Source organism: Synergistaceae bacterium (genome assembly GCA_021372895.1).
Lineage (GTDB): Bacteria > Synergistota > Synergistia > Synergistales > Synergistaceae > JAJFTP01.
In genome coordinates this window covers 1-21,793 of the sequence record JAJFTP010000028.1, presented here as the reverse complement: position 1 = coordinate 21,793, position 21,793 = coordinate 1, and the positions used below count along the sequence as shown (strand labels likewise).

18 protein-coding genes are annotated in these 21,793 nt (G+C 46.7%); 10 read left to right on the top strand and 8 right to left on the bottom strand.

What is annotated here, in order from left to right:
- Positions 1-308: 308 nt before the first annotated feature.
- The 3 genes from LLF78_02990 to LLF78_02980 all read right to left on the bottom strand — a co-directional run bounded on the left by LLF78_02990 (position 309) and on the right by LLF78_02980 (position 3,064).
- Complete coding sequence (locus LLF78_02990) at positions 309-902, bottom strand: nitroreductase family protein (protein ID MCE5201463.1); 594 nt, start codon at positions 900-902, stop codon at positions 309-311.
- A gap of 270 nt (positions 903-1,172) precedes the next feature.
- Entirely contained in the window at positions 1,173-2,105 is a 933-nt protein-coding gene (locus LLF78_02985; protein ID MCE5201462.1) for a ketopantoate reductase family protein, read from the bottom strand.
- A 176-nt stretch (positions 2,106-2,281) separates the two neighbouring features.
- A complete protein-coding gene (locus LLF78_02980; protein MCE5201461.1) occupies positions 2,282-3,064 on the bottom strand; it encodes an HAD-IIA family hydrolase in 783 nt (260 codons plus the stop codon).
- A gap of 354 nt (positions 3,065-3,418) precedes the next feature.
- Here LLF78_02980 and LLF78_02975 point away from each other — a divergent pair, with 354 nt between their 5' ends.
- The 10 genes from LLF78_02975 (at position 3,419) to LLF78_02930 (ending at position 13,893) form a co-directional block, all read left to right on the top strand.
- Complete coding sequence (locus LLF78_02975; protein ID MCE5201460.1) at positions 3,419-4,207, top strand: SDR family oxidoreductase; 789 nt, start codon at positions 3,419-3,421, stop codon at positions 4,205-4,207.
- An 87-nt stretch (positions 4,208-4,294) separates the two neighbouring features.
- On the top strand, positions 4,295-5,176 hold the full coding sequence (locus tag LLF78_02970; protein ID MCE5201459.1) for a fumarylacetoacetate hydrolase family protein: 882 nt from the start codon (positions 4,295-4,297) through the stop codon (positions 5,174-5,176).
- A gap of 25 nt (positions 5,177-5,201) precedes the next feature.
- Positions 5,202-6,146, top strand: coding sequence for a dihydrodipicolinate synthase family protein (locus tag LLF78_02965; GenBank protein MCE5201458.1), 945 nt, complete (start codon positions 5,202-5,204; stop codon positions 6,144-6,146).
- Positions 6,139-6,408 (top strand): UxaA family hydrolase, encoded by a 270-nt coding sequence (locus LLF78_02960; GenBank protein MCE5201457.1) that lies wholly within the window; start codon positions 6,139-6,141, stop codon positions 6,406-6,408. Before LLF78_02965 ends, LLF78_02960 begins: the two co-directional genes overlap by 8 nt.
- Before the next feature lie 11 nt (positions 6,409-6,419).
- The gene (locus LLF78_02955; protein ID MCE5201456.1) at positions 6,420-7,652 is read left to right on the top strand and encodes a UxaA family hydrolase; all 1,233 of its coding nucleotides are present in this window, start codon (positions 6,420-6,422) and stop codon (positions 7,650-7,652) included.
- Between the two features lie 154 nt (positions 7,653-7,806).
- Positions 7,807-8,778 (top strand): tripartite tricarboxylate transporter substrate binding protein, encoded by a 972-nt coding sequence (locus tag LLF78_02950; protein MCE5201455.1) that lies wholly within the window; start codon positions 7,807-7,809, stop codon positions 8,776-8,778.
- Positions 8,779-8,858: 80 nt separating this feature from the next.
- Positions 8,859-9,335: a tripartite tricarboxylate transporter TctB family protein gene (locus LLF78_02945; protein MCE5201454.1), complete on the top strand. Its 477-nt coding sequence runs from the start codon at positions 8,859-8,861 to the stop codon at positions 9,333-9,335.
- A 25-nt stretch (positions 9,336-9,360) separates the two neighbouring features.
- Positions 9,361-10,884 (top strand): tripartite tricarboxylate transporter permease, encoded by a 1,524-nt coding sequence (locus tag LLF78_02940; protein ID MCE5201453.1) that lies wholly within the window; start codon positions 9,361-9,363, stop codon positions 10,882-10,884.
- A gap of 61 nt (positions 10,885-10,945) precedes the next feature.
- Positions 10,946-12,214, top strand: a complete 1,269-nt coding sequence (locus tag LLF78_02935; protein ID MCE5201452.1) for a nickel-dependent lactate racemase — start codon at positions 10,946-10,948, stop codon at positions 12,212-12,214.
- Positions 12,215-12,234: 20 nt separating this feature from the next.
- The gene (locus tag LLF78_02930; protein MCE5201451.1) at positions 12,235-13,893 is read left to right on the top strand and encodes a dihydroxy-acid dehydratase; all 1,659 of its coding nucleotides are present in this window, start codon (positions 12,235-12,237) and stop codon (positions 13,891-13,893) included.
- A 29-nt stretch (positions 13,894-13,922) separates the two neighbouring features.
- Here LLF78_02930 and LLF78_02925 read toward each other — a convergent pair whose 3' ends face one another.
- From LLF78_02925 to LLF78_02905, 5 genes are all read right to left on the bottom strand, one after another.
- On the bottom strand, positions 13,923-14,906 hold the full coding sequence (locus tag LLF78_02925) for a LysR family transcriptional regulator (protein MCE5201450.1): 984 nt from the start codon (positions 14,904-14,906) through the stop codon (positions 13,923-13,925).
- 132 nt (positions 14,907-15,038) lie between these two features.
- A complete protein-coding gene (locus LLF78_02920; GenBank protein MCE5201449.1) occupies positions 15,039-16,235 on the bottom strand; it encodes a DUF2220 family protein in 1,197 nt (398 codons plus the stop codon).
- Positions 16,222-19,605 (bottom strand): ATP-dependent exonuclease SbcCD, C subunit-like protein, encoded by a 3,384-nt coding sequence (locus LLF78_02915; GenBank protein MCE5201448.1) that lies wholly within the window; start codon positions 19,603-19,605, stop codon positions 16,222-16,224. The genes LLF78_02920 and LLF78_02915 overlap by 14 nt, the downstream gene beginning before the upstream one ends.
- A gap of 2 nt (positions 19,606-19,607) precedes the next feature.
- Positions 19,608-20,240, bottom strand: a complete 633-nt coding sequence (locus tag LLF78_02910; GenBank protein ID MCE5201447.1) for a DUF4194 domain-containing protein — start codon at positions 20,238-20,240, stop codon at positions 19,608-19,610.
- Complete coding sequence (locus LLF78_02905; GenBank protein MCE5201446.1) at positions 20,237-21,694, bottom strand: DUF3375 domain-containing protein; 1,458 nt, start codon at positions 21,692-21,694, stop codon at positions 20,237-20,239. The genes LLF78_02910 and LLF78_02905 overlap by 4 nt, the downstream gene beginning before the upstream one ends.
- Positions 21,695-21,793 lie beyond the last annotated feature (99 nt).

The window sequence follows — 21,793 nt, the reverse complement described above, 5'->3', positions numbered from 1 at the left end:
ATAAAGTAAATCCGTTTAACTTTCCCACCGTCTTTCCCGCATGCTTTTGATCAGGAAGGACACTGTTCCTCGAAAGAGGGACATAACAAATCACCATAGTGACTGAACTATTTCGAGTGCGTTTCGAGATCGGGAATCCAGTGACTTCAATATTTTAGAGCCACTGGTTCTCTGCTAAATAACATACAGAGAAGACGAATAACAAGGGTTTTGAATCCACTAGTAGCAAGAGGTGGGAAAGTTGAGTAAATCCGTTTAAAGGATAAAAGCTAACAATGGCGAGGGCAGGCCGATGACCTGCCCCCAGTTTATGCAAAAATCTTTACACGATCCTCGATAGGGAGGAATGTCTTTGGCTCCGGCTGCGCCGTGGGCTTTCCAAATGGCATCTGTGCCACAAGCTTCCAGCTCGCTGGGACATTAAATGTCTCTGCGACGGCCGCATCTATGAGGGGATTATAATGCTGCAGGGAAGCCCCCAGCCCTTCAGACTCAAGCCCCGTCCAGACAACGAACTGCAGCATTCCTGCACTGTGGTTTGACCAGACAGGAAAATTATCTTTGTAAGATGCGTACTGTTTCTGCAGATCTGCTATGACATCCTGATCCTCAAAGAAGAGGATGGTCCCGTGCCCCGCGGCAAAAGAGCTGATTTTAGCATCGGTCGCTGCAAAGCGGTCAGCCGGGACAATCGCGCGCAGTGCCTCCCTGGTCAGATCCCATAACCTGCTGTGATACTTGTCAAGCAGCAGCAAAGTACGTGCGGATTGTGAGTTAAAAGCTGACGGGGCATACTTTACCGCATCCTTAAGTATCTCAGTGATGCGCCCGTCAGGGACAGGGCTGTCGCTACTGATGCCGTAAATAGACCGGCGCTGCTTTAATGCCGCAAAAAATTCCATATTGTCATTCTCCCCTTCGTTCTTGTTTTTACAAATATCTGCGATCGAGCTGAAACTGCGCTATTTCGTCTGTCCGGACGGTTTACATAAAATCGTTTTCACTCATGGTAAAAACATATCATTAATCAGTACCATGTCAAGGCAAGAATAACTATAAATAATAGAATAATGCCTGGATAACTGTGTAAACAAACAAGTGTTGCCAGCGAGGGTCTCTTGCATAGCCTTATTTTCAATAAATCCATTCAATCAAGCAGAACAGCCCGGCTTCTATAAACCAAAAGTCTCCTCCAGAGCTTTTATAAGGCGTACCAGCATTTCATTTACCGGCACCGGGATGCCGTGTTTCCTGCCAAGCGATAAAACTGTTCCTCCGAAGACGTCGACCTCCGTTTTTCTGCCCGCTTCGACATCCTGCAGCATCGATGTCTTGGCTGACGGGGACAGTTTGTCCAAAATGGCAAGACATGTCTCGATCTCCTCTTTCCCCAGACAGATATTCTCCGCACAAGATACGGCTGCAGCTTCTTCCATTGCAGAGACGACAAGGCTCCTTACCCCGCCCATCTTTTGCATTCCGCCGTAAGGACACCTCAGAACAGCAGTCACCTGGTTTGCTCCGACGTTAAGCATGAATTTCAGCCAAAGGTCTTTTATCATATTTTCAGGTATCTTATATGAGATCCCTGTCCGCGTGAAAAATTCGCCAACCGCGAGCGTTTTTTCAGAATATGCTCCGGGAACATTTGTCTCTTCTCCGAAAGAAATGTATCCAAGGTGTTCATAGACGGTGCTGTCTTTGATCCTTGTAGCATCTATCCCCATGACATGAGAGTAAAGGACCTTTCCCGCTCCGTATTCAGCGGCTATTGCCTGCTCGCTTATGACACCGTTCAGCAGCGAAAGAATGACCGTTTCAGGTCCGGCGTGTTTTTTTGCTTCGGCAACAGCCTGATCCAGATGGTTATTCTTGACCGCAAATATCAAAAGATCCGCAGGCACAACTTCTTCGTCGGGTTCGTACACCGGAAAACAAAATTTTTCCCCGTTTACAAGCACCCCGTTTTTGCGGTATCTTTCAGCGCGTTCTTCCGATGCTATGATGCGGAGATTTTCCATCGGGACCGTTTCCGCCATCTTCGCCATGTATGAACTTCCGACTGCACCGAGCCCTATAATTGAAACTGTCTCTATTTTCTTCATTTTCATATCATCCCTTTCGTTCCGCAAATCAGGGCAATTTCTGGCGGGGATCCGGTTATTTTGATCCCGGCGCTGAGAACATTCCATCAGCCCCCCGCTGCCAACCGGTCCTGAGGGTCCAAACAAAAACTCCTGCTCTGCCTGCAAGGCGGTACGATCTATTTGTTTGCTTGATTTTATAAAATAGACGGAGGAATATCTCCTACGCCATCCAATATCAGGCGGGGGCGATAAGGATACGTTTCCACGCTTTCACGGGAGGTAACCCCGCTCAGTACAAGGATCGGGTCCAGGCCGCTTTCTATCCCGGCGATGATATCGGTATCCATTCTGTCTCCGATAATGGCTGTATCCATGGAATGGACGTTGAGCATCTGCAATCCGGTCCTCATCATAAGAGGGTTTGGTTTCCCGACATAATATGCACTTTTTCCGGTAGTGGCCTCAATGGGAGAAAGCAGGGCCCTGCAGGCAGGGACAATGCCGTATTCCGTAGGCGAGGTCAGGTCGGTATTTGTCCCAATCAGCCTGGCGCCGTTAAATACATGCTTAACAGCCTGACATATGTTTTCATAATTATAATTTCTTGTTTCGCCAACGACAACGTAATCCGGATCAATGTTGTTAATGGAGATGCCCGCATCGTAGAGAGCGTTGAAAAGACCTGGTTCTCCGATCACATAGGCGCTGCAGCCGGGATTCTGACGGGCTAAAAACTTTGCTGTCGCCAGTGCGCTTGTGTAATAAAGGCTCTCGTCAACGTCAAGTCCCATACGTCTCAGCTTCTGCTGGAGGTCCTTCGGTGATTTTCCGCTCCCATTGGTCAAGAACAGATATTTTTTATTTTCTCGATCGAGCCATTCAACAAATTCTCTGGCCCCGGGCAGCAATCTGTCCCCATGGTAGATAACACCGTCCATATCGCAGAGAAAGCCTTTCTTTTTTCTGAGTGATTCCATTTGTTCTCCTTTCATCAATCTAAAAATTTTCTTATCGATTAATTCTATCAGTACCCGTACAAAAAAGTATGACGACAACGTTAAATAAAAGTAAAAGAAATACACATCGATCCGGTTGGTTCAGAAGAAAAACTGAGCCGCTCCGGCCGTTTCCGGGATTGGCGCAGGCGGGATGTCCTTCATACAGAATAGATCCCAGCCCAGTCAAGAAAAAACTTGTTGAAAGACTCGATTAATTCTGTTTGTTTATTATTTATCGAGATGATAGTCTTATCAAAATAATGCTGGGAATAACTATATGTTCAGTCAAATAACCCGCAGTAATAATCTGTATAATTTGAAGGAGGAACCGAAATGGATCTTGGACTCAGGAACAAATGCGCGCTGGTAATGGCGTCAAGCGCAGGGCTCGGCAAAGCAATAGCGACAGAATTTGCAAGAGAAGGAGCTAACGTAATGCTCTTCAGCCCTTTTGAAGAAGAACTCAAGCAGGCACAGGCGGAAATCAAAGAGATTACGGGAATGGAACCTTCATATTTCTGCGGCAGCATAACGGACCCGGCAGATATCAAAAAGCTTGTGGAAGTCACAGTTGCAAAGTACGGAGAAATTTTTGCCCTTGTAAACAACACGGGAGGCCCTCCTGCGGGCACATTCGATTCATTTGACGACGAGGCATGGCAGGAGGCGTACGAGCTTACGCTGCTTTCATACATCAGAACGATCCGTGAAGTCCTGCCCCATATGAGGGCAAATGGGGAAGGGCGCATCCTATGCTCAGCTTCGTCATCGATCAAAGCGGTACTTGACAACCTTATACTTTCCAACACATTTCGCATGGGAGTAGTTGGTCTGGCAAAGTCTCTTTCTCAGGAATTAGGCAAAGATAAAATCCTTGTAAACGTAATAGCGCCCGGACGGATAGGAACGGCAAGAATCGATTACCTTGACAAGGTCCGCGCCGATAAATTAGGTAAGACTGTGGAAGAGATCCAGGAGGCTGCGTTCAAAAACATACCTATGGGACGCTACGGCAAGCCTGAGGAATACGGCAAGCTCGCGGTGTTCCTCTGCTCGGCGGCTAATACCTTTATCACGGGTCAGTCGGTACTTGTCGACGGCGGCATGGTAAAGGCAATATAGCGGCTTAGAAAAGACCTCCGCCGAGATACGATTTATCTGTCTGCGGCTGTTTTTTCATAATAACATAGCGCTTAGGAGGTAAACGACTTGAGACTTGCAACGATCAGACAGAATGGCAAAGAACTTGGGGCTGTTCTGGTATCAAACGGAGTAATTACGCTTGATGCGCTGAACAAAGAAAAAAGGTTCAATCTGGCGACGGACCTGCTTTCGGTTATCAGGGAACAGCAGCTGCATGAGCTGAATAAGTGGTATCGTGCAGAGGGGAAATGCGAACTTGAGAAAATGACATCTGCGGTCATTCCATTTGAGAAGGTGGTATATGCCCCTCTTTACCGGCATCCGAAAAAAATATTCGGCATAGGGCTGAACTATGCAGACCACGCTGGAGATCTTGCAGAAAAAACACCTCAGGGCATTCCGGCAAGTTTCTTTAAACCGGAAACATCAATAGTGGGATATGGAGACAATGTAAAAATTCCGCTTCAGTCTCAAAAAACGACCGGAGAAGCCGAGCTGGGCATAATAATTGGCAAGGAATGCGAAAATATTGAGGCAAAAGACTGGCTGGGATATATTGCCGGTTTCACGACGATAATCGACATGACGGCAGAAGATATCCTTCGCCTGAACCCGCGGTATCTCACTCACGTCAAAAGTTTCGAGACGTTTTTCAGTTTTGGCCCTCAGCTTGTCACGGCCGATGAAATCAAGGACCTGTCAGGGTTAAAGGTTCAGACGGTGCATAACGGCGAAGTTTACGCTGAAAACACAGTTTCAAATATGACCTTTCCGCCGGATTTTCTGGTGGCGTTTCACTCAAAGGTATTCAAGTGGCAGCCGGGTGACATCCTTTCCACTGGGACGCCGAGGGCTGTTCAAATCGTGCATGGCGATACCATCGAATGCCGCATAACCGGTTTTGAACCGCTCGTAAATCCTGTTATAGACAAAAAAATCAAAAAGTAGAGTATCTGGAGGCAGGGTCAGAATAATGTTAACTACAGACACATACGGTGTGTACCCTATCGCACCGACACCATTTCTTACAAACGGCGACATTGACTTTGATTCTATTTCACGCCTTGTTTCATTTTACAAAGAAGTAGGTGCCAAAGGGGTAACAATTCTAGGGGTCCTTGGCGAGGCCAGTAAAATGAATGCCGAAGAAGCGGTACAGGTCATAAACGCCTACGCGAAAAACTGTAACGGGCTCGACCTTATTGTCGGGGTCAATTCACCGGGTTTTGCATCAATGAAATATCTTGCTGACAGCGCCATGAAGGCCGGGGCATGTGCTGTTCTTCTGGGCCCGCCGTCAAATCTGAGGACAGACGATCAGATTATCGGATATTACAACACCGCTGCAAGTATATTAGGCCCTGAGACACCTTTTATCATTCAGGACTATCCTCTTGTTCTTCAGGTCATTTTCAGTAATCATGTAATAAAAGAGATAGTAAATATGAATCAGAACTGCGCAGGACTTAAACATGAAGACTGGCCCGGACTTGAAAAGATACGCACTCTTCACAGGTGGATGGATGAAGGCAGCATGCGCAGAGTTCCCATCGTCATAGGGAACAGCGGTCTTTTTCTTGACTTTGAATGCGACAATGGCGTAAACGGCGCGATGACCGGCTATGCTTTCCCTGAAATGCTGGTTGAAGCTGTAAGACTATCAAGATCCGGAAAGAAAGATGAAATGCATGACCTGTATGACGCACATCTGCCATATCTTCGGTATGAGGCGCAGCCGAAAATCGGCGTAGGCATCAGAAAATATGTCCTTAAGAGAAGGGGCATTTTTACGTCTGATACACAGCGCGCTCCCTTTATTCCACTCAGCGATGCGAGCATGTCTGAAATAGACTATCTTCTGGATCGTCTCACAAAAAAGCTTGGTATTACATCGATAATGAGAAGTTATGATGTTTAGAAAAAATATAATGATAACTCCGGAGGATTCGGTAGCTATGCTTCTTGAGGATGGCAGGAAGGGGGATTACATAGAGACAGTCAACGGGAAAGTAGAGTTGCTTGAAGATGTTGAATTTGCCCACAAGGTCCTTGTCAGGGATCTGAAAAAAGGTGATCCGGTCATAAAATATGGAGAAGAAATAGGCCGGATGATGAAGGATGCTCCCAAGGGCACATGGATACACAACCACAATATGAGTTGTCTGCGCGGGACAAGATAGGCGGTGAAAAGATGGTAAGTACATTTAACGGATACAGACGTGCTGACGGCAGTGTCGGTATAAGGAATTACCTTGCTGTCATACCTTCGGTTTTCTGTGCCAACCGTACCGTCGAAAGAATTGCCGCTCAACTTCCCGGTGCCGTGGCCATGCGGCATCCGGTCGGGTGCAGCCAGGTCGGGTTTGATCTTGAACTGACAGGCAGAACACTGAAAGCCATGGGAACTCATCCCAACGTAGGAGCTGTGCTGGTAATAGGGCTTGGCTGTGAGCGTTTTGACCCGCGTGAACTTTATGATGCGGTCAAAGCCAGCGGAAAACCGGTTGAACTTTTTGTCATTCAGGAAGAGGGCGGTGTTGCAAACACGGTCAGAAGAGCGGTTGAGGCAGGAATAAAGCTGGCTGGACAGTTAAAAGAAGTTAAGAGAGAGCCGTGTGATATAGCGGAACTGATTATTGGCACAAAATGCGGCGGGACTGATGCGACGAGCGGACTGGCTGCAAACCCCGCGGTCGGCGAGATGTCGGATATTCTGATTGCGAACGGGGGCAGCACAATATTTTCGGAGTGCAACGAACTGCTCGGTACGGAGGATATCCTTGCAAAACGCGCTGTCAATAAAGAAGTAGCTGATAAAGTATATGATGCCATTTATGAGATTGAGGACGTTATGCGCAGCGGACTTGACAGCTCTCTTGGGGCGAACCGCAATCAGCTTATTTCGCCGGGTAACTTTGACGGAGGAGTCAGTTCCATAGTTGAAAAGGCGTTGGGTGGAGTGCATAAGTCTGGTACAAGTCCGCTTGTAGATGTGCTTGATTATGCGATAAGACCTGAAAAGGGCAGGAAGGGCCTCTTTCTTATGAAATACGAAAGTCATGATGCAGAAGTAGTAACCGGCATGGTTGGCTGCGGGGCGCAACTTGTTGCTTTTACCACAGGACGCGGAACTCCTACAGGACATCCGATTGCCCCGGTTATCAAGGTGACCGGAAATGCAAAGACATATGCAAGTATGGAAGAGGATTTTGACTTCGACGCAAGCGGAATAATATCCAACGGTGAATCTGTCAAAGATGCAGGCAAGAGACTTTTTGAGCTTGTCATAAAAGTTGCTAACGGCGAAGAAACAGCAGCAGAAAAAATGGGTGGCGACGAGCTTTTTTGCATTGCCAGAAGACACGGCTATAAGAGGAAAACCAAAGAAGATATAGCTGCTGTAAGCTGCGGCTGTAATAAATGATAAAACAAGTAATGGGGTACTTTGTCTACAAGAAAAATATTCTTGTCAGAGCCGAAATTATTTGTTGGTATTCAAAAAAATCAAAGTATTGTTCTTTCAATTCAGAAACGCGCTTAACATGATCACAAATATGACAAAGGAGGAATTTTCTATTATGAAAAAGTGGCTATTGGGTATCATGTGTGTTTGTCTTTGTGTAATAATCAGTTCTGCGGCGTTTGCCGCATATCCAACAAAACAGATTACTGTTCTTCAGGGGTTTAAGCCCGGCGGCGGAAGCGACACACTTGCCCAGCTCACACAGCCGTACCTTGAAAAAGTTCTCGGCAAATCTTTTGTAAACCAGTATATTCCAGGTGCAACAGGCGCAATTGCGTGGACCCAGCTTGCAAAAACAACTAAGAAAGATGGCTATACTATCAGCATTACCAATACACCGATGCTCCAGACCAACTATATTATGAATCCCGAAATCACATATACTATCGCCGAACTTGAACCGATTGCGAATGTGATAACCGACCCGGGCATCATTGTAGTTGCCAAGGACAGTCCGTATAAAACGGCAAAGGAACTTTTCGCAGCCATGAAAGCTAATCCCGGCAAAATTACAATCGGAAACTCCGGCGTAGGTGGAGACGACTTCTTCACGACCCTTATCTTTGAAAAGAAGACAGGGCTTAAGGTCCAGATGATCCCCTTTGAAGGTGACGGCCCGTCGTGGCAGGCTGCAATGGGAGGCAAAATCGATGCCAGCTTCAATAACCTCGGCATAGTCTTTCCGCAGGTAAAAGCCGGTAATATCCGTGCTCTGGCTCTGTTTGCCGAAAAACGTTATTCAGGGCTTCCTGATGTCCCTACAATGAAAGAACTTGGCTACAATGTTGTATCGGGTTCTTCCCGCGGTTACAGCGCACCGAAGGGCATTCCTGCCGAGGCAAAGAATGCTCTTATAAAAGCATTTAAAACCATGGCAAAGATGCCTGAATTTGAAAAAGCATGCAATGACAGAGCCAGCATGATCGATATGAAGTTTGGCGATGACTACAAAAAGATGCTTGAGGCCGAGGAAAAACAGTTTCGCGTGATCTGGGATGAAGTTAAGGACGACTATAAGAAAAAATAGCTTTTTATAAAAGCGAATAAATGCTGTCAAGGGTGCCGTATATATTTTATATGGCACCCCTTTATAGGGGGTCATGAACTGTGGGATATATTGTTAAACATGTTCTGTTTGCAGGATTTTCACTGCTGCTTGGCGCATTTTTCTTTATTCAGGCGTCTGCTATGCCTACGCAGGCGGCTCTTTTCCCGAAAATAATAGCGGCTATGGTTGCTCTGCTTTCAGTCCTGATGATTCTCAGTGCAGTCAAAGAAGTAAGAACAATGGAAAAAAGCGTAAACGTCAATGAAGAACAGACTGAGGAAGAAAAAATAAACGTTTTGCGCGTAGTTGTTTTCATGACGCTGGTTATTGCTTATGTCTATCTGATACCTAAGGCCGGCTATTTTGTGATGACTCCGCTGTTCATGCTCGCGACTTACGGATATCTCCGGGCAATGGGTCCTGTAAAGGCTGTCATCATTAGTCTGGTTTTTTCAGCGTTCATTTACGGCTTATTCGTCTGTTTCCTCAACCTGCCGATACCCATGGGCTATCTTGAGCCGTTTCTCGGATTTTAGCGGTAAATAAGGAGAAGATATAAAGATGTATATAAGTAATTTGGTTCTAGGTCTGACAAATGTTATGCAGCCTATGACGTTGCTTGCCGTTGCCGCCGGAACGGCTCTTGGACTTTTCGTTGGTGCCATGCCCGGTCTTTCGGCTACCATGGCAATTGCCCTGCTTGTACCGGTCACTTACGTTATGGAGCCTGGGATGGGCATCAGCATGCTTGCATCTATTTATATGGGGGCAATGTACGGCGGTTCTATCGCAGCAATACTGATATGTACGCCCGGAACGCCATCTGCGGCAGCAACTACATTGGACGGCTATCCCCTTGCACAGAAATGCCAGGCGGGACATGCTCTAGGAATATCTCTTATGGCTTCCTTTGTGGGCGGTATAATCAGTTCCATCGCTCTTTTGACGGTAGCCCCGCTTCTTGGAAGCATCGCCGTCATGTTCGGCCCTGTAGAGCTTTTTGGCGTAGCCGTTCTGGGCATGACTATTCTTGCCTCTCTTTCCCAGGGTTCTACCGTAAAAGGGCTGCTGGCCGGCAGCCTGGGACTGCTCTTCTCCACTGTGGGTATGGATTCCATCACCGGGATCCCGCGCTTTACTCTTGGAAACATCAATCTGTTCTCCGGTATCCCATTCACAGTGGCCCTGATAGGTCTTTTCTCCATACCACAGGCAATTAAGCTGATCGAAAAGGATAGCGGCGGCGCAGCAAAGTGCGCTATCGATCAAATTAAGGACAGTATCATCTTGCCCTGGGCGGAGATAAAGGATCTGTTCCCTACCTTTGTCCGTTCCAGCTTTATCGGCATATTCACAGGTATAATCCCAGGTACCGGCGGAGACACCGCGTGCTGGTTTGCCTACAACGAAGCTAAACGCCGCTCTAATGATAAAGAATCTTTCGGCAAGGGGTCGATTTACGGCATAGCGGCGCCGGAGGCAGCCAATAACGCTGTTGTAGGCGGAGCTCTAATCCCTACCATAACCCTCGGCATACCAGGCAGTTCCGCGACCGCAGTACTTCTGGGCGGACTCATGGTACACGGGATCATGCCGGGACCTAGCCTTATGACTGAACACGCCGGGGTAACATACACCCTGCTGTGGGCGGTGTTGCTGGCGACGATTCTTATGTTTGTCGAAGGCCTGTTCTTTACAAAGCTCTGCATATACGTTACGAAAATAAGCAACAGCGTGCTTTCCGTAGCCGTAGTCACTCTGTGCGTTGTCGGTTCTTTCGCAATCAACAACAGCTTCTTTGATGTTATGCTGATGCTGCTTTTCGGTATAATGGGGTACTTTATGGACAAAATAAAGATTCCTGTGGCACCCCTGGTTGTCGGCTTGATACTTGGAAGAATGCTGGATGTCAGCCTGCATCAGTCGCTTCTTATGAGTCAGGGATCATGGATGATCTTCCTGAGGAATCCGGTATGTGCAGTCCTTATTTTACTTGCGCTGATTTCTCTTATTCAGTCATCCCCGATGTACGAAGGGTGGAGGGCGAAAAGAAAGGCTGCGCGGGGTGAGTTCCCTCAGGGGTAAACAAGTTTGACATACAAAAATGTCACTGTAACTCTATTGAACAGCACAGGAGGTAATTAAAATGTCTGCTGTTGATGAACTGTTAGCAAATATCCCGATACCGAGGATGGCAAAGGTTAAGCAGTTTTTCCTAAGACCTGTAATAGAAGACGTGGAAGGCTCTCTTGTTTTAAAACTGCGTGAGGGGGCGTTTCTTGCACAGATAAAACCTGGCTGGAAGGTAGCTATTACAGCTGGGAGCCGAGGTATTGCAAATATGCCTCTTATGCTCAGAACCATAGTGCGCGAAGTAAAGGCAGCTGGTGGCGAACCATTCATATTTCCGGCGATGGGAAGCCACGGCGGTGCCACAGCTGAAGGACAGGCCAAAATGCTGGAAGGCATGGGAGTCACTGAAGACTATCTCGGCGCTCCGATAAGAGCCACTATGGAGGTTGTTGAGTTAGGTATTTCCACCAATGGCAGACCTGTTTATATCGACAAATATGCAGACGAAGCAGATGCGATCATTGTAATAAACAGGATCAAGCCGCATCCAGCCTTCAGGGGCCCATATGAAAGCGGACTCATGAAAATGATTACGATCGGAATGGGAAAGCAGCGCGGTGCAGATTTTGCCCACATGCTTGGTTTTGGTCAGATGGCCGAAAGTGTTCCTGCAATTGCAAGGGTAACGATAGCGAAAAAGAATATCATCTGCGCTGTCGGCATTATCGAGAATGCATATCATGAAACAGCGCAGATAGAAATAATGAAATCACAGGATATAAATGACAGGGAGCCGATCCTGCTGAAAAAAGCCTGGGAGCTTTACCCGAGGATATTTTTTGACAAGCTTGACGTTCTTATCCTTGATGAACTTGGCAAAGATATATGCGGGACCGGTTTTGACACGAACATCCTTGGCCGCTATCACACGGAATATGCCTCGGGCGGGCCGGATATTACACGCATCGCAGTACTCGACGTGACAGAGAAGTCTCATGGCAATGCAAACGGAGTCGGCATACTTGATTTTACGACCAGAAGACTGTTTGAAAAGATGGATTTTGACCAGACTTATCCAAATTCACTTACATCTACTGTGCCAATGAGCGTTAAGCTGCCGATGGTGCTTAAGAACGACCGTCAGGCAATACAGGCTGCAATCAAGACATGTAATATTATCGACAGAACAAAGGTAAAGATGGTACGGATCAAAAACACTGTAAAACTCGATGAAATAGAAATATCAGAGAGCCTTCTCCCGTATGCGGAAGAAAACCCTGCCCTTGAAGTTGAAGGGGAACTTTTCGACCTTCGTTTTAACGATAAAGACAACCTTTTTTAAGAGTTTGTGAGGATGGAAGAATGAAAATAGGAGAAAGATCAGAAGACAGAACACAGGCTTACTATATAGGGCTTATGCATTCCTGCGGCTATCGTGATAAAGATATTCGCAAACCCATAATAGGCATAGTTAACTCTTTTACCGATGTCAATCCAGGACATAAGCCATTTAGTGAGCTTGTGAAATACGTTAGGGAAGGTGTATGGTGTGCAGGCGGCACCCCCGCAGAATTCTCTGTTCCGGCACCGTGTGACGGGATGACGCATGGCGTTGGGATGCACTCTGTACTGCCGATACGGGATCTGCTTGCGGCGTCGATAGAGGCCATGGTCAATGCGCACCAGTTCGATGCGCTGGTTTTTATGTGCTCCTGTGACAAGATAGTTCCGGGGATGCTGATGGCTGCCGCGGTTCTTGATAAACCGTGCATGTTCCTTACGGCTGGCGGAATGATACCATACGACGACGGAGAAAATATATATGTCACCCCCGACCTCAAAGAAGCCATAGGCCAGAGAAATGCTGACAAAATTACAGAAGAGACATTTACGAATTTCAAGCAGAATATTTGCTTCTCATGCGGGACCTGTTCCATGTACGGTACAGCAAATACAATGGGAGTATTCACGGAAGTTATAGGACTTACGCCATTCGGCTCTACCACGATGCCGTTCTGCTCAGCTGCGAAGTTCAAACAGGCACGTGATGTCGGTGAACGTATAGTGGAACTCGCGTATGAGGAAACACGATTTTCGGATATAGTCACGAGAAAATCTATAATCAACGGCCTCAGGCATATATCCGCAACAGGAGGATCAAGCAACGCACAGATCCATATCTGCGCGTTATCGCGTGTGATGGGCATCGATATATCGCTGAAAGATTTTGACGAGATACAGAGAGACGTGCCCGTAATAGCAAAATTCAAGCCGTCATCCAAATACAGCATCTACGATTACCACAGAGCTGGAGGAGTGCCGGCCACCCTGTGTGCAGTCAGACGGCACCTTTTTCTGGATGAAAAGCTTGCAGCCGGAGGTACCCTTGGCAAGTATCTGGACAGCTTTAATAAAAAAGTTGATAAAGCGGTTATTCATTCGGAAGACGACGCGCTATATCCGAACGGATGTTTTGCAGTTCTTTACGGCAATCTTGCTCCAGGGGGATGTATTGTCAAAAAAAGCGGAGTCGAGCCTGCGATGTTCAAACACAAAGGCCCTGCAGTTGTATGTGACTCAGAAGAAGAAGTTCGTGACATTCTGTTAAATAGAACGATAGCCCCGGGTTCCGTGCTCATCGTAAGATATGAAGGCCCGAAAGGCGGTCCTGGAATGCGCGAACTCTCTATTCCCGCGGCCATGCTTGTCGGGATGGGGTTGCATACCTCGGTGGCAATGGTGACGGACGGGCGTTTTTCCGGCGCGACGCGCGGCCCATGCGTTGGTCATGTCTCACCTGAAGCGTGGGAAGGCGGCCCGATCGCCGCAGTTTGCGACGGCGACATCATTTCAATAGATCTGAATGCAAATACAATAAACGTTGAGCTTTCGGATGATGAGATTACTGAAAGGCTGAAACATGTTACAAAACCGGAGCACCCTGCTGTTGGTATGCTGAACACCTACCGAAAAATGGTAGGCGGCGCCGACGAGGGCGCGCTTTGGCTCTATAACAGATAAACCGCACCAGTAAAACGGGGCCTGCCTTACTACCGGCCGGACCCGTTATTTTCTATCTCCGCAGTGACACCGTTATTATACTCAGACCTTATCAGTTCATATAGCTTCTGTACATAACATGGCAGCGGGACGCCATGCTGGACAATAAAATCGACCCGCTGTACATTCTCCAACCCCAGCAACGGGAATGCGTGCATCCTGTTATCGCTGTTAGTCTTGTCTCTAATATTAGCTTCTAAAACGGAAGATATGCACATAGACGGCATAATCGAAACTATCTCCATATTGTGACATAGTCGGAGCTGAGTATCAAAATCATTGATCAGCAGAACACTGTTCATCATAATATGGTTTTTGCGGCAGTAATCATCAATAATGCCCCCAAGTTTACTTGGCGCATCTCTTTGTATCATCGGAATTTCACGAAAAGTTTCAAGAGACACGCCCTTCTTGAATTGTGATATGCAGCCGGGGTAATTATCGCCGAAATATCTGCACAGAGTCTTGTCTGAAATTATCAGGTAAAGGCCTTCGTCAAGAATGTGCCTCGCATCGAACATGGCATTTGGCAAATTATTGATACCCAGAAATGCATCAATTTTGCCGGACAGCAGATCCTGTGCCATAATTGCGGTATCATCAAGAGTAATATGCAGATTGACAAGAGGGAACATTTTATGAAACGCCGGGAAAATTTTCGGCAGCAAAACAGCCGCGCGATTTGGATTTATTCCGAAGCACAGAGTTCCACGCGCTCCGTTTTCAATCTGGTCCAGTACAGCCTCCATGTTTTTCTCCAGCATCCGTATCTGCAGAAGAGTCTGTTTCATTATCTGGCCGGAAGGGGTCAGGGCTATCTCCGGCTTGCGGTAGAAAAACCTGGTGTGGTACTGTTCCTCCAGCCTTTTTATATGGTCGCTGAAGCACTGCTGTGTTATAAACGCACGTTTTGCCGCTTTGTTGAAGCTCAGTTCCTCTGCAAGCAGAAGGAACATATTAAAACTGTTTTTCAAAATCAGCCCCTCCGTTCTATTACCCATACCCGGGCTTCATCCGTTTTCTTATTTTATCATAGGTAAGACGGCTCATTGCACCGTTAACAGCAGGTGGAAATAAGTTTTGCGGGAAATTATATTTTTATTTGATCAACTTTCCCACCTGCTGCAATCTGCAAAAGCCCTCATGATCCAGCCATAGCTTATACGTTCCTGCTCCAGCCTTATTTGCTCTCCTAATAAATTATCCTTGATATCTTTGTAGAGTGCTGCCTCCTCATTTGACAGGTTCTGTAAAACAGCCGACGTTGGAGCAGGTTCTCTTACACAAAGGTCTATGTGTTCCAGTAATGTCTCTCTGTCCATCAAAAATGATACGGCGGCAGGAAAAAGCGACCGGAATTGGTTGAGTATTGCAAAGCCATGTGTGTCAATATCTCCCCAGTAGTAAAGCCTTTTTGTATTCAGCCAGGAAGCAGTGACAAGATTTTCAAAACCATAACCGGCACCCCATATCATGAGGGTGTTTCTCATACGCGGCAGAGAGAGAAAATTGATCTGATTTTCAATCACTAATACATTTCCGCAGTTTATATCCATTGCGGCAAATTCTTCCGCAGGCAGTGAGATATCGGACATCCCATCGGGAAACAGCCCGGAATCATAAGGAGTGCGAAAACGTACAAGGAGAGGCGGAGTTTTAAAGCCATATCTGCGTGCAAAGTTTCCCATCGCTGAGAAGGAGGTATTAACCGATCCAGCAGGAAGCAATAAGTCGAGCAGTTCTGAAAGGATGGCCCTGTTCTGCTCGATAAATTTTGTATGCACTCCTGGTAAATCGATCTGCCTGATATATATATCCGGATCATTATGGTTAAACATCCAGAGCACCACGCTTAAAAGCCTGTCCCATTCGCCTGACGAAGACAGGGCGCGCATCGGATGGCGTACGAGATAAGACAGCAGAGCCGGGCATGATTTCTCAACAGAATCTATTATCTTCAGGAAAGCTTTTAAATCTTTATTTTTACCAAGGAGAAAGACCGCGTCATCGAGAGTTTCTATCCATATCCTGTAGGGCAGATCATTGCTGCCTATCATGCGATGGTTTATAGTTTTTGACTCAACTCTGTAACCTCTGCCTTTGACGCCGGCAGATTTTGAGTTCAGCGAGACGATCCAGTCCTGTACCTCTCCGAACCTGGAAGCAAGCTCGCTTGAAGATGGACCTTTAAGCGGTACTGTGCATGGGAAAATGTCTTTCCCCGTAATGACGGAGGATAGGATGGCCCCGCTGTTCCAAAGCCGTTTCAGATGACATATTATACTTTCATCATTTGTCCACATATCCGCGAGCCTTTTTTTCTTCCATGTATTCTTCGATGGTCAGGTTACGTATGCAGGAGTTTTTCCCCTCCTCGTTATGGACAAAACCCACACGAGAGACATACGGCTCTATAACGTGTATCTTCTGCAGCGGAGTGACGATCAGCAGCTGAAGATGAAGGGTCTCGAAAAGCCCCAGCGCAAACTGAGCTGATTCATCGGAACCTCGTCCGAACGCTTCGTCGATCATCACAAAGCGGAAGGTACGGGACCTTGCGGAGTTTGTTTCGAGGCCGAATTGGTAGGCAAGGCTCGCAGCCAATATTGTATATGCAAGTTTTTCCTTCTGTCCGCCTGATTTTCCGCCGGAATCAGTATAATGCTCATATTCCTCTCCTGTCTCTTTCCATCGCTCTGATGCGGAGAATGAAAACCAGTTCCGGACATCTGTGACAAAAACAGTCCACTTTTTATCTGCCTCGGAATAGTCAGGACGTCCTTTGAAGCGTTCTATGATCTGCTGTACATATTTAAATCTGTTTTCAGAAGAAATATCGCCGTCAACGCCGGAAAGCGCTCCCTCTGTACAGTTCCGCAAATCGGACTGGAACTCGCGTATCATTGTGTTAGTCTCTTTGTGCGCCTCAATTTCTATGTATCTTCCCTGAACATAATCGATCTGAGTAAGTGATTTGTTTATTTTTGATATCCGGTCCTGTATATCCTTGGCCTCGCTGTTGAGCTGAGCATGAAAAGCGGCTATCTCGCGGATGGTGTTCTCTTTTAAAAGCTCTTTGAATTTTGCCTCAAAGCGCGGTAGATCGTCGGCTTTAAGCCGTTCGAGCATACGGATAAACTCCTGCGCGCTTTCTATGTCAGCTTCAAAATCCTGGGTATCAAGCGGGTACTCCTGACAAAATCTCCCCATATTTCTTACTATAACGTTAGAAAGTTTTTTTGCATGGTCTCTGTTTGAATCGTGTTTTTCTATCAGCTTAAGCCTTGTTTCACGCTCGTACTTCGAACAGTTGTCGGCAGTAAGCTCCGCCCCCGATGCCATGGCGCCGCAGATCTCATCCAGCTTTCCAAAACAGGGCCCGTGTAAAAGCAAAAGCTCTTCTGAGATCAAAGAGCGAACGCTTTCCAATTCAGTTTCGGCAGCTTTACGGGAATCTTCTCTGCTCTGCTGGTTCCTGGTGGTTTTTTCTATTATATTTTCCGTGGACTTAAGCTCATCCTGCAGTTCATTAAGTTGTCCTTTAAGGAGACGAAGTTGCTCCGATGTTGCCAAAAGAAGCATCTTCTCCTTCTTTAGCTCCTCGATCTCTATTGAAGTCTCCCGCCAGTTGATCTGGGAATATTCGTCATACAAGGAAATCTTAGCAAGGCTGCCGGCTTTTATATTCAAGGAATTGAGCTCTTTTTCAACTGCGGCAAGCTCGGCCGTCAATATGCCGGCATTCGCTTTTATCTGCCGCTCCTCTCTTTCAAGGACTGCGATCTTTGAGCTGTTTTCCCATCCGAGAATGTATCTGCTCCTGTCATCAATACTGTAGCGATCGTCCTTTTCATGCTTCTTTTCGTTTATTTTTACCTGTCCTGAACGGGTCACAGCCATTGGTTCCCGCCTGAACTGATCTATTGTATCGCAGCACGCATAGTTAAAGCGGGCTGCAAGTTCATCTGAAAGCCATTCATAAAATTGTGATTCAGGCTTTATCTCAAGCTTATGAACGAGGGAATTTGGGACCAGAGGTCCTTTGTGCTGATTTCTGGCATTATTTCTTACACGATAATAGACAAGGCGTTCTCCGATGTGGTTTTTATCGGCCCATGTCGATACCTCTTTGTAATATTCGTCCGACACTAGCAGAGAGAGCCCAAAATTACGGAGGATACGCTCTGCCACTCCCTCCCATGCCCTTTCTTCCTTCGCCACTTGCAGCAGTTCTCCGACAAAAGGCAGATGTTCCGCGTCTGTGTTAAGTATGGAAGCTATTTCGTCGCGTATATTAATATACCGGCTTCCTATATTTGTTCTGCGGGTCCTCAGGCTGCGAAGCTCCTCATTCACCAGAGCAAGATCCGTCTCTATTTTTTTCTTTTCCGCGCTCAGTTCCACACGTTTGTTTTGTATATCAGTACGGATGTCTTCCAAAGAATTCTGCAGTACTGGGACCTTTGCCCTGTTCTCCGCAAAAATTTCCCTCTTCTCAGGATATGGAAGTTCAAGAGATTTAGTAAGCTGCAAGTATTGGTCAAAGTTTTTCTTTTGTCCTTCCAGTTCCTTCTCTTTCAGTTCTATCTGCCGGCCGATCGCCTCTATCCTGTCGCCTCCGTTATCGTAGATGGCTCTCTTAAGCTCGTCCTCTTTGTGCCGCATATTCTCTTTCTTCAACTTTAATTCGGCCAGCTTCTCGCTTAACATCAGTTCCTCCGTCAAGAGACGGCTGATCTTTTTATCCAGAAATTCCGAGTTGAACCTTGCAAAATATGTCTCAAGTGCTGCCAGGCAATGCCCGATATCTACTATTTCATCATTTATAGAGATGTACTGTCTGCAGTCGTCAACGATCGGAGTCAGCATCTCGACCTGCCTCCGTGCTTTGACTATGGCGTCATGAGCCCTTGTGAGGTCATCAAAGTGCTGTATGAGATTTCCGATCCTCTCTGCGGCATCAAAAGGTTCAAGCATGTGATTCCTGACAAAGTCTGTCAAATTGCCTATGGATTTCATTGAAACAGTCTGATGAAAAAGGTTCAATGCCTGATCATTGCGTATACCCAGCGTTCGTGAAAAACGAGCCTTGTATTTTGAAAAACTGTCAAATGTCTCAGTGTAGCTGCTCTTCAGACGTCTGCGAAGCACGTTTATATCGCTGCCGAAATTAGTAAAATGTTCCGAAATAGATAACTTTCTATCTGAGACAACGTAAAAACGTGAGGGCTGTGACTCCTCGTCTGTCAGCCAAAAGACCTGGGCAAGCGTTGCATCAAGACCCAGTCCGCTGTTGTGGAAATAACCCAACAGGACGGAATAGCTTCCGGGACCCCGCAGTGCGACAGGATGTGCAAATGAATTTTCATGGCGCTCACTCTTAAAATAACCCTCCACATAGGATCTTAATGTGCGTTCTCTGAGTTCAGCGCCGGCAGCTTTGTTATAGGCGACCCTGTTCGGGGGCACGAGCAATGTGGCGATCGCATCCACAACTGTCGACTTGCCGGAACCTATCTCTCCGGTCAGGAGCCCGTTCATGCCGTCAAGAGGGATGGCCCAGATACGCTCATTAAATGTTCCCCAGTTATACAATTCAAATCGATGCAGACGAAACCCAGACACATTTTCGTCCATAAGAAAATCAAGATCCGCTTGCCTGTTATTTTCCATGGTTATTCCTGTTCCTTTTCCTTTAGAAATTCACTGTATGACGCAAGTTTACTGTCAAAATCACTAAGCCATTGAGCATTTATGAATGCCTTGATTATGCGGAGTATCTCATAAAGGTGCGGCTGATCCTTGAGTGTCCGAATAAACCCCAGTTCGGTTATTTTGTTGATGTGGCTGTCTATCTTATCTACTATCTTCGCATCATTGCTGCCCTCGGGCATAAAAACACGCACCATCTCAACAATATCATCTCTGGACATAATAAGACGAGTCCCCTCGCCCCCCGCATCGAATTCCGCCATACGCAGCCGAAGCAACGCAAGAATAAGACTTACCGGAAAAGAAAGCTGACGTTTGGCGACCAGCCTTGGCATCCCTGCCTCAGGATCTACCATGTCTTCATGAGGGTAAAATAAGAACGCATATCCTTCGCTTTCATCAACAAGAAGCTGAAGGCCGATTACGGAAAAATGCTCTATGACCCTTGTCCGCATTTCAAGCAGATCCTCCCAGAGAACGGCTGACTCTTCACGGAACAGTACTCCTTTATAAAGGCTTATCAGTACCCTGGAAAAAGCAAGCTTCTTTTCTTCTTCATAGGAGAATATTCCAGTTTCGTTTTTCTCGGTGCTCATTTTACGGCCTCTTTCAAAAAAATTATCCGGGGGAATTTTGCCCGCGTATGCGATCCAGTTTCGTTGAGCCAGATGATCTCTTCTGTCTCTGATTCGTCAAATATCGATGAATCCCGCTCCGATGCAATGCTCATATATGCAACTACTTCTGCCAGCCCGCCATGGGGCGGGTATACGTCAAGCAGTTCCTTCAGCGTTATTTGCGAAGAGCGGCGAAGCGCTTTTTCTATACGCCCTTTCAGCTGGTTTTTGTCTATATAAAATTGCTCGAACAGGGATGAGGCGTCAGCGTCATCCTCGCCATGCAAGACCTCTTCAGAGTTGATACGGTTTTTTGTCGAAGGGGTAAATAAAGGACGCTCCATGATAAGCTTTATATCCACGCCTGTTCCATTTAGTTCCATAAAATTACCGATTGGCTGATCGTCCCGTATTTTCAAAGAATGAGCCTCTATGTTTTTTAAAATATCAACTATCCTTCGGTTTTCAAGCCACACCTTGCTGTCAAGGAAGTGGCGAAGCTGAGATGACAGCAGGCGCATCGTGCTCATAGTGTGATAGCTGGCATTAAGCCAGCTGTCGGAAATACGCCCGAGTTTCTCATCGGGCTTCGTGCTTAGCACAGACGGCATCTGCATTACTTTGCCCAGCAGATCGTTCAACTCCTGCTGACGGCTCTGTGACAGGAGGAATTCCGTAAAAGCCCTGAAACTCCGTCCCTGATCAGATTCCGTTATCGCATCATGCTCACCGAATATCTCGTCAAGCAGTTCTCCCTTGCTGCTGCTCCACAGTGCGATGCGTTCCCTGACGCTGCGGTCAAGCATGCGAAAATTATATTCCACTTCGCGGAAATCACTCAACAGTTCGCGCGCCATAGCGGAAAACTGCTGAAAACGATCCTTAATAGCAGTGTCGTCAAGGAGAAGGATCTCCCCGTTCTCGATCTTCATAATCTCCGCATCTATCTCATCGCGCCGCTTCTTCAGCTCGGCAATGCGAACTTCAGGGTCAACTTCAGTCCCTTCTACCATCTGGTGCAAAAGATCGAAGATCGTCTTAAGCCGCGACTCAGTTCCAACAAAAGTATTTTGAGTAAGTGAGTGGACCCAAGCTATAACCTTTTCGGAAGCAGGAGTCATGTCAAAATGCGGCTCATCAGAATTTACCGGATAAAAACAACGGAGCCACCCTTTTTCAGGCTCTGACCATTCCTTAAGATATTCGGAGGGGGAGCGCCTGAACACGCCTTCTCCGTACATATCCCTCAAAAAGTAGAGGTCATCCTCAAGTTTATCTATCAAATCCTGCTCTGATATTGTGCGTATGTTGGGCTCAACGAATACTCTGTTTAAAAAGCTAATGATAAGCGGGGCCATGTCGGCAAGTAAAAGACGCCAAGCCGGATTCTTGCTTTTTATGTCATTTATACTCTCGTAATCCAGCTTTGGCATAAATCGCACCCCTCTTTCACATAAAATCAGGACCTATATCGCAGTAAGCATATCAACATATATTATGATGTCAATAAATATCTTAACTGTGGATGCCGA